Source organism: Chryseobacterium sp. UYP7, from assembly GCF_056279225.1.
Map to the genome: position 1 here is coordinate 115429 of NZ_JBWBQW010000001.1, position 13954 is coordinate 129382.

At 35.6% G+C, this 13954-nt stretch carries 15 protein-coding genes; 7 read left to right on the forward strand and 8 right to left on the reverse strand.

Features of this window, described 5'->3' with window-relative positions; genetic code table 11:
* Positions 1-64: 64 nt before the first annotated feature.
* Entirely contained in the window at positions 65-919 is an 855-nt protein-coding gene (gene speB / locus ACZ9HT_RS00540) for an agmatinase (RefSeq protein ID WP_476038480.1), read from the reverse strand.
* 188 nt (positions 920-1107) lie between these two features.
* Here speB and ACZ9HT_RS00545 point away from each other — a divergent pair, with 188 nt between their 5' ends.
* From ACZ9HT_RS00545 to ACZ9HT_RS00565, 5 genes are read left to right on the forward strand one after another with little or no spacing between them, the layout of a single operon-like run.
* Entirely contained in the window at positions 1108-1377 is a 270-nt protein-coding gene (locus tag ACZ9HT_RS00545; RefSeq protein WP_476038481.1) for a DUF2089 family protein, read from the forward strand.
* Between the two features lies 1 nt (position 1378).
* Entirely contained in the window at positions 1379-1948 is a 570-nt protein-coding gene (locus ACZ9HT_RS00550) for a YIP1 family protein (RefSeq protein ID WP_476038482.1), read from the forward strand.
* A 2-nt stretch (positions 1949-1950) separates the two neighbouring features.
* Positions 1951-3330, forward strand: coding sequence for an alpha/beta hydrolase family protein (locus tag ACZ9HT_RS00555; protein WP_476038483.1), 1380 nt, complete (start codon positions 1951-1953; stop codon positions 3328-3330).
* Positions 3331-3363: 33 nt separating this feature from the next.
* Positions 3364-3591 carry a DUF5808 domain-containing protein gene (locus ACZ9HT_RS00560; protein WP_476038484.1) on the forward strand — a complete coding sequence of 76 codons (228 nt, stop codon included), beginning with the start codon at positions 3364-3366 and terminating at the stop codon, positions 3589-3591.
* 6 nt (positions 3592-3597) lie between these two features.
* Positions 3598-4257: an HAD family hydrolase gene (locus tag ACZ9HT_RS00565; RefSeq protein WP_476038485.1), complete on the forward strand. Its 660-nt coding sequence runs from the start codon at positions 3598-3600 to the stop codon at positions 4255-4257.
* Positions 4258-4430: 173 nt separating this feature from the next.
* Here the strand turns inward: ACZ9HT_RS00565 and ACZ9HT_RS00570 are convergent, their stop codons facing one another.
* The 3 genes from ACZ9HT_RS00570 to ACZ9HT_RS00580 form a co-directional block, all read right to left on the reverse strand.
* A complete protein-coding gene (locus tag ACZ9HT_RS00570) occupies positions 4431-5822 on the reverse strand; it encodes a type III PLP-dependent enzyme domain-containing protein (protein WP_476038486.1) in 1392 nt (463 codons plus the stop codon).
* A 137-nt stretch (positions 5823-5959) separates the two neighbouring features.
* Positions 5960-6574 (reverse strand): thiamine diphosphokinase, encoded by a 615-nt coding sequence (locus ACZ9HT_RS00575; protein WP_476038487.1) that lies wholly within the window; start codon positions 6572-6574, stop codon positions 5960-5962.
* A gap of 82 nt (positions 6575-6656) precedes the next feature.
* Positions 6657-7229 carry a cob(I)yrinic acid a,c-diamide adenosyltransferase gene (locus tag ACZ9HT_RS00580; protein WP_476038488.1) on the reverse strand — a complete coding sequence of 191 codons (573 nt, stop codon included), beginning with the start codon at positions 7227-7229 and terminating at the stop codon, positions 6657-6659.
* A 214-nt stretch (positions 7230-7443) separates the two neighbouring features.
* Between ACZ9HT_RS00580 and ACZ9HT_RS00585 the strand changes: the two genes are divergently transcribed.
* Both ACZ9HT_RS00585 and ACZ9HT_RS00590 read left to right on the forward strand, forming a co-directional pair.
* Positions 7444-7929, forward strand: a complete 486-nt coding sequence (locus ACZ9HT_RS00585; RefSeq protein ID WP_476038489.1) for an RNA polymerase sigma factor — start codon at positions 7444-7446, stop codon at positions 7927-7929.
* Positions 7916-8509, forward strand: coding sequence for a hypothetical protein (locus ACZ9HT_RS00590; RefSeq protein WP_476038490.1), 594 nt, complete (start codon positions 7916-7918; stop codon positions 8507-8509). Before ACZ9HT_RS00585 ends, ACZ9HT_RS00590 begins: the two co-directional genes overlap by 14 nt.
* Before the next feature lie 38 nt (positions 8510-8547).
* Here the strand turns inward: ACZ9HT_RS00590 and ACZ9HT_RS00595 are convergent, their stop codons facing one another.
* The 4 genes from ACZ9HT_RS00595 to ACZ9HT_RS00610 form a co-directional block, all read right to left on the reverse strand.
* Positions 8548-9387, reverse strand: a complete 840-nt coding sequence (locus tag ACZ9HT_RS00595; RefSeq protein ID WP_476038491.1) for an alpha/beta hydrolase family protein — start codon at positions 9385-9387, stop codon at positions 8548-8550.
* A 100-nt stretch (positions 9388-9487) separates the two neighbouring features.
* A complete protein-coding gene (locus ACZ9HT_RS00600) occupies positions 9488-10381 on the reverse strand; it encodes a ribokinase (protein WP_476038492.1) in 894 nt (297 codons plus the stop codon).
* 122 nt (positions 10382-10503) lie between these two features.
* A complete protein-coding gene (locus ACZ9HT_RS00605; RefSeq protein ID WP_476038493.1) occupies positions 10504-11142 on the reverse strand; it encodes a DUF4241 domain-containing protein in 639 nt (212 codons plus the stop codon).
* A gap of 89 nt (positions 11143-11231) precedes the next feature.
* Positions 11232-13850, reverse strand: coding sequence for a valine--tRNA ligase (locus ACZ9HT_RS00610; RefSeq protein WP_476038494.1), 2619 nt, complete (start codon positions 13848-13850; stop codon positions 11232-11234).
* Positions 13851-13954: the final 104 nt, after the last annotated feature.

A 13954-nucleotide genomic window follows, 5' to 3' on the forward strand; every position in this document is an offset into this window, starting at 1 on the left:
AAAAAATTTTAAATGGCTTTTTTAGGTCTAATAATTTGTTTCTATCATCTTTTAATCTTTTGCACTAATCTCTCGAAATATGATAATAAGCCAACATTTTGTAATACAATTTCGCAGCAAGAAAAGCAGTTGGTTTCGGCATCGGAGAATCCATTAATTCTACAATATCAAAAGCCACCACATTGCATTTTTCAAAAACTTTTTTCAGTAATTCTAAAGTTGGATACCATTGCAAACCGCCTGGTTCTGGCGTTCCGGTTGATGGCGCAATTGAAGGATCGAAGGCATCTAAATCAATCGTGATATAAACATTTCCGGAAACTTTTTCTAAAACATCATCGATCCAGTCTTCTTTTTTAGCGATTTCGTGTGCCCAGAAACATTGCTCTTTATTCACATGCTCCATTTCTTCGATGTCGCAAGAACGAATTCCAACCTGAACCAAATTGTGTTTTTTACTCGCTTCAAAAACCGCACAAGCATGATTGGAAGTCGATCCGTGAAAATCCGGACGTAAATCGGTATGCGCATCTAACTGCAAAATCGTGAGGTTTTCATACTTCTCTCCAACCGCACGAATTGAACCGATAGAAACAGAATGTTCACCACCAAAAAGAGTGAATAATTTTCCGTCGTTGCTCAAAAGTTCTTTTGTTTTTTGATAAACCGCTTCCGTCATCGCTTCGGGCGAAGATTTTTCAATGATGTCGCCACCGAGAAAAATGCCTTCCAAATAAGGTTCAGTATTCGTTTCGATATCGTACAATTCCATGTTTTCGGAAGCATCTAAAAAAAGAGCCGGACCTTTATCAGCACCTTTTCCCCAGGTGGAAGTTCCGTCGTAAGGAACGGTAACGAGCATTACTTTGGAAGTTTCTAACTGCGCATTTTCTTCCGGAATTCCTGCGTATGTTTTCATTATATTTTAAATTTAATATTTAGAGCGTCAAAGATAAATATTTTCGGTTGAAATATAAATTGTGAAAACGAATTTAGTTGTGCTATCGATTTTCTAAATTTCTCCACAATTATTTTGCAATTACAATATAATTTTTAACTTTGTTAAAGAAATATTTAATTTTATTAAATTTGAAATCAATTAAACGAATGAAGCTTCCTACACATTGCCCTAGTTGCGAAAATTCACTCAATGTGAGCCAAATGAAATGCAATCATTGTGACACGACGGTGAACGGAAATTATGACCTTCCACTTTATCTAAAATTAAACAGAGATGAGCAGGATTTTATCCTCGAATTTTTTCTCTCCAGCGGGAGCATTAAAGAAATGGCAAAACAAGCGGAACTTTCCTATCCGACCATGCGAAATAAAATGGATGATTTGATTGAAAAAATCAAGCAACTTAAAATTAAATAATATGAACTGGAAAACGATTTTTAATCCGTTTGTGAAGTTTTCGGAGAAACAGCTTTTGATTTTCGGCAGCGTCTTCTTTATTATTAACGGATTAGTCCTTTATTTTGGGAAAATGAAAATGGATAGTATTTTTCATTTTTCTCCAGTAGAAAATTCAAATCTGACGACCACTTTTTTTTACTGTGCCTTCAGTATTATTTTCGCGGTCCTTGTTTTATTTATTTTAGGTAAAATTTTCAACAGCAAAACCCGACTCATCGATATTTTAAACGCTGTGCTTATTTCTCAGGTCTTGAATTTCGTTGTCATTATCGCCAGTCAATTAATTGATCTCGGAAAATTTGCGAATAAAACATCGCAGAACGCTCCGTTAGAAATCGGGGATTTAATGATGGTTCTTCTGTTTGTTGGTCTGACTTTACCGTTTATCATTTACAGCATTGCTCTGCTTTACAATGGCTTCCGAACAGCGACCAACATTAAATCCTGGCAGAAGATCTCCATTTTTGCGATCGTATTATTTATTTCACTTCCAGCTTGTCAATTTATTACCTCTATTATAAAACTTTAATTATGAAAACAAAATTAATTGCAGTTACGTTCATTCTTTTAGTGCAAAATTTATTTGCTCAAAGCATTTTTGGAACGTGGTACGGAAATCTTGATGTTCAGGGACAAAAGTTACCGCTGGTTATTCACATTGAAGAAGATGAAACTCAGATCAAATCTTCTTTTGATAGTCCAATGCAGGGTGCGAAAGGAATTCCTATTCAAAAAACTACATTCGAAAATAATGAAGTCACTTTCGAAGCTTCCAATTTAGGAATTAGTTACAAGGGAAAACTCAATGGGGAAAAGATTGAAGGAAATTTTACACAGAATGGAATGAATGTGCCCTTAGTTTTAACGAAAAACGATACAGCGCCAACAGGCAATAGACCGCAAGAGCCAAAACCTCCTTTTAACTACGATACGAAAGAGATTACTTTTAAAAATGATGTTCAGGGAAATCTGCTGGCCGGAACAATTGCAACTCCAAAAATTTTCGACAAAAATTCCCCGATTCTGGTAATGATTACAGGTGGTGGTGCACAGAATCGCGACGAAGAAATTTTCGGGCATAAACCGTTTCTCGTCATTGCTGACGATCTGGCGAAAAAAGGAGTTGCTACTTTGAGGTTAGATGACCGAGGAATTGGTGGTTCTGAAAGAGGTAAAGACGGCGCAACAACTGCAGACTTTGCAACCGACATCAATTCTGCTGTTAATTATTTAGAAAAGAGCGGTTACAAAAACATCGGGTTGCTCGGTCATTCTGAAGGCGGAATGATCGCGCCGATAGTTTCGGATTTGAATAAAAAGGTGAAGTTTTTGGTTTTGCTTGCAGCACCCGGAATTCCGATTGAAGATCTGCTGCAGAAACAGAGTTCCGATATATCAAAAATTTCCGGCGCAGATGAAAATGTATTAAAAACAAATACCGAACTTAATAAAAAAATCTACGCTTTTGTTAATAGTTATAAAGGTGAAAATTTAGAATCCGACCTAAAATCTATTTTAATTGAAGATTTAAGCAAATTACCAAAAGGTCAGATTTCTCAGGAGAAAATAGATGAAACTGCCGCAATTCAGGCAAAGCAAGTTTCAACTCCTTGGTTCAGGTATTTTATTCAATTTAATCCTGATCGCTATTTATCAAAAGTAAAAATTCCCGTTTTAGCAGTTAGTGGAAGTTTAGATCTGCAGGTTTCTGCCAAAGAAAATTTAGCCGGAATTAAAAAATCACTGGAAAAAGCTGAAAATAAACATTTTGAAACCGTAGAATTTGAAGGTTTGAATCACCTTTTCCAAACTGCAAAAACAGGAAATCCTGCCGAGTACAGTCAAATCACAGAAACATTTTCACCAAAGATTTTAGATAAAATCAGTTCCTGGATCTTGTCCTTGAAATAATTTTAAAGATTTATTAATTTCAAAATAGATGCGATGAAAACAAACATTCCTACGAACGATTCAGAAAATCCAGAAAACTGGAAATTAGGTATTTTCTATTATAACAAAAACGACAAGCGTTTATTTCCACCTAAAAGATTCAAATATTTAGGCTGGACGGTGAATTTTGCGAATCCTTATTCTATTTTTGCATTCTCAATTCTACTTTTTGCAGTACTTGGAATCTTTTATTTATTCCAGAACAGAATTATCTTTAACTAAAAATTTATGGCATTAAAAGCAGTCTTATTCGATATGGATGGAGTCATTGTCGATACTGAACCACTCCACCGAAAAGCTTATTTCACAATGTTTGATGATTTGCAAATTGAAGTTTCCGAAGAATTATATACTTCTTTTACAGGAGCTTCGACGAAAAAAGTTTGCACGACCTTGATTGCAAAGTATCAACTCGAAAAAAAACATGAAGAATTAGCGGTCATTAAAAGAAAATATTTCAAAGATTATTTTTACAACGATGCAGATTTTCATCTTCTTCCCGGCGTTAAAAGTTTGATTGAAAATTATTTTGAAAACGGAATTAAACTCGTACTGGCTTCTTCTGCAAGTATGATCACAATAAATATGGTCTTTGAGAAATTCGATTTAGGAAAATATTTCGTTGGAAAAATAAGTGGTGCAGATTTGAAAGAATCGAAACCTCATCCGGAAATTTTTCTACTTGCCGCAGAAATTGCAAATGAGTCCAAAGAAAATTGCATGGTGATCGAAGATTCTACGAACGGGATTTTAGCAGCTCACTCTGCAGGAATTTTTTGCACGGCTTACAAAAGTGAACATTCGATAGGTCAAAATTATGACAAAGCGAATTTGGTTATTTCAGATTTTGGAGAAATTGAGTTTGAAAAGATCTCGAAATATTTTTAAGGTTTTTCTTATCCTTCGAACGACAAACTACCTGTAATTCTAGCCGTGATGGAAACGGCATCCTTTTTCTTTTTTGCAAAAAAAAAGAAAAAGATAAAGTGGACAGCGCGACCTCAATTAAAAAGGAGCAACTTACTGGTTGCTCCTTTTTATTATATGTGAAATTATTTTTTTTAATATCCAAGAATCTTCAAAACATCTTCTGCTTTTTGTTCTTCGCGAAAAACTTTGTAAGTGAAGTTTCCTTCTTCGTCTTTATCAATCAAAATATGTTTCGGTTGCGGCATCAAACAGTGATGAACGCCGCCGTAACCGCCGATGGTTTCCTGATAAGCTCCGGTGTGAAAAAAGCCGATGTATAAAGGTTTTGTCTCGCTGAAAACGGGTAAATAAATGGCGTTCGTATGTTGCTCAGAATTATAGTAGTCATCAGAATCACAGGTTAATCCACCCAGAAAAACACGTTCATAAGTATCTTCCCAACGGTTGAGTGGAAGCATAATAAATTTTCGGGAAATCGCCCAAGTATCGGGTAAAGTGGTCATGAAAGAAGAATCGATCATGTTCCATTTTTCACGGTCATTCTGGCGCTTTTGAGAGATGATTTTGTACAAATGCCCCCCACTTTCACCAACGGTAAAACTACCAAACTCAGTGTAGATATTTGGTTCTTCAACACCTTCTTCCTCACAGAATTTTTTAATTTGTGATACGATTTCGTTCACCATATACTGGTAATCGTAATCGAAATTTAAAGAAGTTTTAATTGGAAAACCACCACCAATATTAAGAGAATCAACTTCCGGAGCAATTTTTTTCAAACGGGCGTAAACGCGCAAACATTTGTATAATTCGTTCCAGTAATAAGCAGTGTCTTTAATTCCGGTGTTGATGAAAAAGTGCAACATCTTCAGTCTTGCGTTCGGATGTTCTGCAATTTTCTGACTGTAATAAGGAATAATATCCTTGTAACCAATCCCTAATCTGGAGGTATAAAATTCGAATTTTGGTTCTTCTTCAGAAGCAATTCTAATTCCGATATTAAAAGTAGTGTCGATACTTTCTGTCAATTTATCGAGCTCCCGATAGTTATCGAGAATTGGAATAATATTTTGAAAACCATTATTGATAAGATCTGAAATTTTTGCCAGATAATCGTCGGTTTTGAAACCGTTGCAAATGACTTCTACATCTTTTCCATACGTTCCTTTTTCGTAAAGCGAACGGATAATATCCATATCATAAGCCGAAGAAGTTTCCAGGGAAATATCATTTTTCAAAGCTTCTTCTACGACAAAAGCAAACTGACTGGATTTGGTACAATAACAGTATTTATAGCCTTTTTTGTAGTCATGTTTTTCGATAGCTTCTTTGAACCAGCCTTTAGCACGCTCGATATTCATCGAAATTTTTGGCAGATAATTAAACTTCAAAGGCGTTCCAAACTTTTCTACCACTTCCATTAAAGGAATATCGTGGAACTGTAAAGTATTATCCGCAACGTTAAATTCTTCGGTTGGGAAATATAGGGTTTGGTCAATAAGCTCTGAGTATTTAATCTTCATTGTATAGAAAAGTGTATATGAATTAGAAATGCAAATTTGAGAAAAAAAAGTGGTTTTAATGATTTATTTATTCAGATTTAATAAGACTGCAATAGAATTATGTTTGAAGTTTTTCATTCATAGAAAAACAACTTTTTCTACTTAGAAACAAAAACTACCAAATCTCCACTTTCAAAATCAACAGAAACGGTTTCTTCACTTGCAACATTTCTTGTTCCAATTCTTTTCGTTATTTCTAGATCTCCTTTATTTAAAGGCCATTGCAAACCCTTCGTCGTAATATTTTTAGTAAATGGAAAAGGATACAAGGAAATAGTTTTTCCTTTTGCATTATTTAAAACGAATTCTTTCGGTGAAAAGAAATAGGTTCCATATTCATCAAAAAAAGTAATGTTGAGATTATTTTTAAAGAGAAAAGCAACGGTCAAATTCCCTAGGAAATGATCCATTTCGCCGCCACTTCCACCATAAACATCAACTTTTGTATAACCTCGTTCTTTGATAATTTCTAAGGATTTTTGAAAATCAGTTTTATCCTGATCGGGAGTATAAATGAATTTTTCTTCGTAGATATTTTCATCTTTCCCGGAATGCGAATCGAAATCACCTGAAATAAAATCTAATTTTTCCAGCGGAAACTTCTTCTCTTTTAAATAATGAAAAGCGCCGTCGGAACAGGCAATCAAAGAATAACCTTCCGTTTCGGGAAGATTATTGGGCGGAACTCCGTTGATAAAAAGAAGTGCTTTCAATTCAGTATGTAAGTATTTGAATGTTTGAGTGTTTGAGTGTTTGAAACTAATCTAAAGACTTCTTTACAACTCAAAAACGTTTCTACTTTCTATTATTTGGATTCCAATATTCTTCCTCCTCGTTATGTAAATGCGAAACATAACGCGCTAAAACAAATAAATAATCAGAAAGTCGGTTGAGATATTTGATTAGTTCCGGACGAACTTCTTCCGATTCATTCAGGAAAACCAAGCTTCTTTCGGCTCTGCGACAAACCGTTCTGCAGATATGAAGTGAAGTTGGTCCTTTTCCGCCGCCGGGAAGAATAAAATATTGAAGCGGTTTCAGTTCTGTTTCAAAATCATCCATCCAATGTTCAAGCTCTTCAATCTCTGTGTCGGTAATCATTAAAGCCAGGCGTGATTTCCCATTGGCTAAAGTTAATTTATCAGTTGGCGTTGCAGATTCTGAACCGACAGTGAATAAATCGAATTGAATTTTTTTAAGTTGATTTAAAACTTTTTCATCAGAAATCTCAGATTTTGCGAATCCGATAAAGGAATTCAATTCATCAATTGTTCCGTAAGATTCTACTCGTGCGGAAGCTTTGGAAACGCGGGTTCCACCGTACAATGCAGTTTCACCTTTGTCGCCAGTTTTAGTATATATTTTCATATTTTTTAAATGCTTGATGTAAATTTAAGGAATTTAAAAGACGCGCTGAAATTGAGAACTAAAATCTTTGAGCTATTTTTTTAAAATTTTTGTAATAATTTCAGAATAATTATATCCAATGTAAAGAAATTGGAAAAAGAGCTTTTATGAACCAGAAAACTTTTCAAATGAAAAATCCAAAATTAAAAATTGACTTCTGCAAAACTCCAAAAAGATGACTTACGATTTTGATCAACTTTATCACGAATTTTCTCCCAGGATCTACAAGTTATGTCTGAGTTATTCGGGTGACCGACTTTTCGCAGACGATCTTCATCAGGAAACCTGGATCGCAGTCTGGAACAGTTTGGCCAAATTCCGAGGGGAAAGTAAAATTGGAACCTGGATTTACAGAATCGCCATCAATACGTGTTTGGTTGGATTGAAGAAAGAAAAAAACAAAGATCAAAATTCCGAAATAATTCTTTCAAAATTGGTGCACGAAGAAACCTACGATAACTCAAAAGAAATCAACCGTTTGTACGAATGCATCAGTAAATTAAAGGAAAGCGAGCGAATTATTATCACATTGGTTTTGGAAGAGAAACCTTACGAAGAAATCGCAGAAATTACAGGAATCACGGAAAATAATCTGCGTGTAAAAATTCACAGAATCAAAAAAGAACTTCAGGAAATATATACCAATTATGGAAGAATTTAAAGAACTGGAAAATCTTTGGCAACAATCTGAAACAAAGATCCCAACAAAAAAAACCAATATTTCAAAAATAAAAAACAATCGTATGAAACTTAAAAACACTTATACCAAAGGTGCAATTCTGCTCCTGGTAACCGGAATTTTTATCATTGGTTTAATGATTTCATTAGACTCAAATTTAAAAACAATGCCTATTATGTCATCAATGATCATTATTTCGATCGTCTGTTTTCTTCAGGCCTTTCTAATGATCTTTACGGCAAAAAAAATCAGCAATATTGATGAAACCCAAACGCCAGGTTTTCATTTGAGACAATGGCAGAATTTCAGAGAATTTCAGAAAAGTCAAAGACACTGGAATATGCCGGTTTACTACCTTTTCCTTGGAACAGCATTGGGAATTTACATGTACGAATTACTAAAGAATGTAGATCTTTGGAAAATGATTCTTGCATTTGCCATCACCTATTCCTGGATGCTTTTCGCCTATTTTTATCTCGGTAAAAAGGAAATTAAAAAACAGGATGCAAAGTTAGACGGCATTATTTCGGAATTGAAAAGTCTGGAAAACCAATTTCAATAATTAAAGAAATCCGGAAGCTAAACGGTTCCGGATTTTTTTTAAAGTTCATGTAAGACTATTTTCCACAGACTTTTATTAAAACTCCGGAAAAAATTGACGTGACCGATTTCCTTTTTGGGAGATTCTGAAACCAGAACTTTTCGGTAGGTTTTCTTTAAATTCGGATAGACATTATTCATGAGATTTTCCATTCCTTTCATCGTCACCCAAGGATCGTCTTCGGCGTAAATAATGAACGTTTCCTGAGTTAAATTTTTTGAAAAATCCTTCTCAATTTTTTCATAAAGCCGGCTTGTCGATTTTTTATTTAGAATTAAAGTTCGCCAATCGTAGGCAACTCCTTTCGGTAAAGATTCACCCAAACCGAAACGATGAGCAGGAAAATAACCAAATAGCTCCGTGGTAAAAGGAACCGCAATTCCAAAACCGAGGATTCCGGCGATTTTTACTTTCAACGTAAGGTTTCCGACATATGCATCTTGCGTAGTCACGAAAATGAATTTTTCGAAAATGTCAGCATCTCTATTCATTCCTAAAATCAATGCTCCCACAGAATGTCCGAGACAAAATTTTCGATGATCTGAATAATTGTTTTTAATAAAATCGGTAACCGTTTTAAAATCTTCAGTTCCCCAAATTCGCATTGAGGCTTTGAAACCTTTCATTTTTGAAGGCTTCGATTCTCCGATCCCACGATAATCGTAAGTAATAACCGTGAAGCCATTTTCGGCGAAGTATTTTGCGAAGGAAAAATAGATCTGTTGTTTTACGCCTGTTGCAGAATTGATGAGCAGTAATTTTCCATTCGGAGTTTGAGGCTCAAATATTTTAACAGCAATTGAATATTGGTCCGAAGTTTTTAGAAATAATTCTTGCATTTTTAACAATCTTTCTCTACTAATAAACAGAGAAATAATTCTTTAAAAATAAGGAATTTATAAAGTCTTGAGAAAATTTTCGGTATGTTGAAAATAGGATTTACTCTTCGATCAGATCTTTTAAATAAGGTAAGCCACTTTGGGAACCTCTTTTTTTAGCCACTTTCAAAGAAACATCATTTCCGAATTTCACGCATTCGTCCACCGAATTACCGTGACAGAAAGCGACCGCAAAACCCGAAGTAAAAGCGTCCCCAATTCCTATCTTATGTAAAAGAGAATCGTGATCGTTGCGGTAATATTTCATTACAGACCCGTTGAAATACGTTGTAGAATTAGAATCATCGCGAACAAAAAGTTTATTCGGATATTTTCTTAAAATTTCTTCCCGCTGCTCATCACCAAAAACGATAGAAAGCTCGTTGCTTTTTGCTACAATAAAACTTGCATTTTCGATGATCTTCGCAGATAATTTTTTTGCCGGCGAAGCATAGATACCAATTTTATTATTATTTTTCAGCGCCAGATCCACTGTGAATTCTACAACTTCCATTGGAATCTCTAATTGAAGCAAAACCAGATCTACGGTTGCAAATATTTTTTCTGCTTCGGCAATATGAGAAACGGTCATGCAGTAATTAGCAGCAGGAACAACGACAATTGAGTTCACTCCATGCGAGGAAGTAACGTATGCAGTTCCGGTTGGGATATCTTCATCCTCTGAAACAAAACCAACATTTACACCTTCGTCGACCAGGTTCCGAAGTATTTGCTGTCCTTTTGGATCCATTCCGACACAGCCGATAAAATACGTACTTGCGCCAAGTCGTGCTGTACCAACGGCCTGATTTGCACCTTTGCCACCAAAAAAACTTTCAGACTGAACTGCCATCACCGTTTCATTGGGGTTCGGAAGATGCTCTGTATCCAGCACTAAATCGATAGAAGAACTGCCTACAACGATAATTTTCGGTTGCTCTGAAGTGATATTCATTATTTCTAAGGTTTGAACTTTTTAATTTACTTAAAATATAAAGACGCGATAAATCGCGCCTTGTGGGATTGCCGAACAAATTTATTCTTTTAATTAGAGATTCGGTAATTTTTAACTTTAATTTAACTACCTATTTCTATAAATTCTGTAACTATTTTTAAAGGCTGATCGTCTAATCCGAATCCGATATAACTTGCATAAAATCCTTCGCCATAACCAGTCTCGAAAGCAAATATATTTCCTTCTTTTTCTTCGTCGGGTTTTAAGAATGCAAATTGATCAATCGCACCATTTTCATCAAAAAAATGTTCGTGGAAAAACTCTTCGTAAATTCCCATAAACTCAGCGGCTTTTCTATGAAACAATCTTTTCTCTAACTGGTTCAAACATTCCTGAGTTTCGAAATCCATAAAACATCCCATTCCACTTTCTACAGGATAACCAAAAATTTCTTCGCCTTTCAGTTCTTCAATATTCTGATCTTCGGTGGTTGCGAGTTTCCACTCTACAATTTCCTCTTCGCCAAAAACTATTTCTACGTAAGCGATGCAGTTGCTGTCTCTTTCTTTATGAACTAAAACAGGAAATTCGCCTTGAGGAAAATTGATCTTAAACTCCTTCATGTCATTAGTGATCAAAGGATCGCACGCAATTAATCTTCCGGTGGGAAGTGTAATTTTTCCGGTTTCGAAAGTTTCAATTAAAGGATTTTCGACAAAATTTTTGCTGAAAAGTTTTTGAATATTTTGCAGGTGTTCCATAAGTATGATCAAAGAGCAAAGGTAAAAGAAAAAAGGCTAAAAAAAGAGGGTTCTTTTAGCCTTTATAAGTTAGTTTTCAGGAAATATATTTAGAGCGTTTTTAATTTTTCTTCGAGCAGAACAATTTTATCCTGCGCATCTTTTTGCTTCTTACGTTCAGATTCTACAACTTCTGATTTTGCATTGGCTATAAATTTTTCGTTAGATAATTTCTTTTCCACAGAAATTAAAAAACCTTTTAAATATTTGATCTCGTCTTCTGTTTTAATTTTTTCCTCCGCTAAATCGAGTTTTTCGCTTAAAGGAATTGAAATTTCCGTTCCGCCAATTAAAAAGGAGTAACTTGGTTTATCGGTTTTTGTGGTGAAATTAATTTGCGAAATGTTCGCTAATTTTCTTACCAGATTTTCATTATCAAAAGCTGATGCATTGGTAAATACTTCCACTTCTTCGCGCGGAGAAATTCCTTTGCTCTGGCGATAATTCCGAACTCCCGAAATTAATTCTTTCGAAGTTTCGAACTTTTTAATGATCTCTTCGTTAAAGCTTTCTACTTTTCTCTGCTGCGTAATCACTAAAGCTTCATCGGTACTTCTTTCTGCAATATTCTGCCATAATTCTTCGGAAAGGAAAGGCATGAATGGATGAAGCAGTTTCATTAATTCCTCAAAATAGGTAATCGTCTGATCATAAACTTCTTCAGAAATAGGCTCGCCGTAATTCGGTTTGATGGCTTCGAGATACCAGGAACAGAAATCGTCCCAAATCAATTTGTACAATAAGTGCAGCGCATCTGAAATCCGGAATTTGTCGAACTGATCGGTAATTTCTGTGATGGTTTTATCCATTTGATTGCCGAACCACGCGATGGCTTGTTGGTCGGAATCGTTGGCTTTTATCGTTGTCTCTGTTTTCCAGCCTTGAATTAGTTTGTAGGCATTCCAGATCTTTGTAGCAAAATTTCGTCCCTGCAACATGAGTTCTTCATCGAAAAGCAGATCATTTCCGGCGGCGGAACTTAATAAACTTCCAACACGGACGCCATCTGCGCCATATTTTTCGATGAGTTCAATTGGATCAGGAGAATTCCCTAACTGTTTAGACATTTTCCGACGTTGTTTATCGCGGACAATTCCGGTGAAGTACACGTTTTTAAATGGAACTTCCTTTCGGTATTCAATTCCCGCCATGATCATTCGGGCTACCCAGAAAAAGATAATATCTGGAGCTGTAACCAGATCCGAAGTGGGATAATAATAATTAATTTCTTTATTATCAGGATCTGTAATACCGTCGAAAACTGAGATCGGCCACAACCAGGAAGAAAACCAGGTATCGAGCGCATCTTTATCCTGCTTTAAACTTTCTACGGTAAGTTCCTGATTTTTGGATTTTTCTTTGGCTAAAGTCAAAGCTTCTTCAATCGTTTCTGCTACGACAAAATCATTTTCACCTTCGCCAAAATAATAGGCTGGAATTTGCTGTCCCCACCATAACTGTCGGGAAATATTCCAGTCGCGGATGTTTTCCATCCAATGCTTATAAGTATTCTTGAATTTTTCCGGATGAAATTTCACCTCATCATTCATTACGACCTCTAAAGCGGGTTTTGCCATATCTGCCATCTTCAAAAACCACTGTACAGAAACTTTAGGTTCGATGACAGCGCCAGTTCTTTCGGAAGTCCCGACTTTATTTACATAATCTTCTGCTTTCAACAAAAGACATTTTTCTTCTAATTCTTTCGCAATTTGCTTCCGAACTTCGAATCTGTTTTTTCCGGCGTAATGTAATCCGTGTTCGTTTAAATTCGCATCATCATCCAGAGAATCGATCATGTGCAAACCGTGTCGTTTCCCGATCTCGTAATCATTAGTGTCATGAGCAGGTGTAATTTTCAAAGCACCGGTTCCAAATTCAATATCTACATAATCATCTTCAATAATTGGAACTACCCGATCAACAATAGGAACGATTACTTTCTTACCACGCAAATGCGCATAACGCTCATCATTTGGATTGATACAAACAGCCGTGTCTCCGAAGATCGTTTCCGGGCGAGTTGTTGCGACGGAAAGAAATTCTTCCGTTCCTTCAATTTTATATTTTAAATAGTAAAGTTTTCCGTTTTGTTCTTTGAATATTACCTCTTCATCAGAAATATTCGTTTTGGCTTCCGGATCCCAATTCACCATTCGGTAACCTCGGTAAATTAGTCCTTTATTATATAGATCAACAAAAGATTTAATGACTTGGGAAGATAATTTTGGTTCTAAAGTAAAACGCGTCCTTTCCCAGTCGCAGGAGCATCCTAATTTTTTTAACTGCTCCAAGATCGTTCCTCCATATTTATCGGTCCATTCCCAGGCGTGTTTTAAAAATTCTTCGCGGGAAAGATCAGCTTTATTGATACCTTCAGATTTTAGTTTTGCCACGACTTTCGCTTCTGTTGCAATAGAGGCGTGATCGGTTCCCGGAACCCAGCATGCATTAAATCCCTGCATTCTTGCACGACGCACCAAAACATCCTGGATCGTATTATTCAACATGTGTCCCATGTGCAGAATGCCCGTAACATTAGGAGGCGGAATTACAATCGTATAAGGTGGTTTTTCGTTCGGTTCGGAATGAAAATAATTATTTTCTAACCAGTATTTGTACCATTTATTTTCGGTCTCCTGAGGATTATATTTTTCTGAAATTTGCATAAAGTCTTTTCTTTGGCTTAATAGTTGCAAAAATAGGTAAATTAAAAAAAATGATATTCATATTGAAATAATTTTTAACTTTGTCTTTCAAATTTTATCAAACA

Excerpts from the sequence above, each read along its gene's own strand:
- ACZ9HT_RS00610 (WP_476038494.1), bottom strand. The coding sequence starts at position 13,850 with ATGCAAATTTCAGAAAAATATAATCCTCAGGAGACCGAAAATAAATGG.
- ACZ9HT_RS00550 (WP_476038482.1), top strand. The coding sequence starts at position 1,379 with ATGAACTGGAAAACGATTTTTAATCCGTTTGTGAAGTTTTCGGAGAAA.
- ACZ9HT_RS00560 (WP_476038484.1), top strand. The coding sequence starts at position 3,364 with ATGAAAACAAACATTCCTACGAACGATTCAGAAAATCCAGAAAACTGG.
- ACZ9HT_RS00605 (WP_476038493.1), bottom strand. The coding sequence starts at position 11,142 with ATGGAACACCTGCAAAATATTCAAAAACTTTTCAGCAAAAATTTTGTC.
- speB (WP_476038480.1), bottom strand. The coding sequence starts at position 919 with ATGAAAACATACGCAGGAATTCCGGAAGAAAATGCGCAGTTAGAAACT.
- ACZ9HT_RS00590 (WP_476038490.1), top strand. The coding sequence starts at position 7,916 with ATGGAAGAATTTAAAGAACTGGAAAATCTTTGGCAACAATCTGAAACA.
- ACZ9HT_RS00555 (WP_476038483.1), top strand. The coding sequence starts at position 1,951 with ATGAAAACAAAATTAATTGCAGTTACGTTCATTCTTTTAGTGCAAAAT.
- ACZ9HT_RS00585 (WP_476038489.1), top strand. The coding sequence starts at position 7,444 with ATGACTTACGATTTTGATCAACTTTATCACGAATTTTCTCCCAGGATC.
- ACZ9HT_RS00570 (WP_476038486.1), bottom strand. The coding sequence starts at position 5,822 with ATGAAGATTAAATACTCAGAGCTTATTGACCAAACCCTATATTTCCCA.
- ACZ9HT_RS00595 (WP_476038491.1), bottom strand. The coding sequence starts at position 9,387 with ATGCAAGAATTATTTCTAAAAACTTCGGACCAATATTCAATTGCTGTT.
- ACZ9HT_RS00545 (WP_476038481.1), top strand. The coding sequence starts at position 1,108 with ATGAAGCTTCCTACACATTGCCCTAGTTGCGAAAATTCACTCAATGTG.
- ACZ9HT_RS00565 (WP_476038485.1), top strand. The coding sequence starts at position 3,598 with ATGGCATTAAAAGCAGTCTTATTCGATATGGATGGAGTCATTGTCGAT.
- ACZ9HT_RS00600 (WP_476038492.1), bottom strand. The coding sequence starts at position 10,381 with ATGAATATCACTTCAGAGCAACCGAAAATTATCGTTGTAGGCAGTTCT.
- ACZ9HT_RS00580 (WP_476038488.1), bottom strand. The coding sequence starts at position 7,229 with ATGAAAATATATACTAAAACTGGCGACAAAGGTGAAACTGCATTGTAC.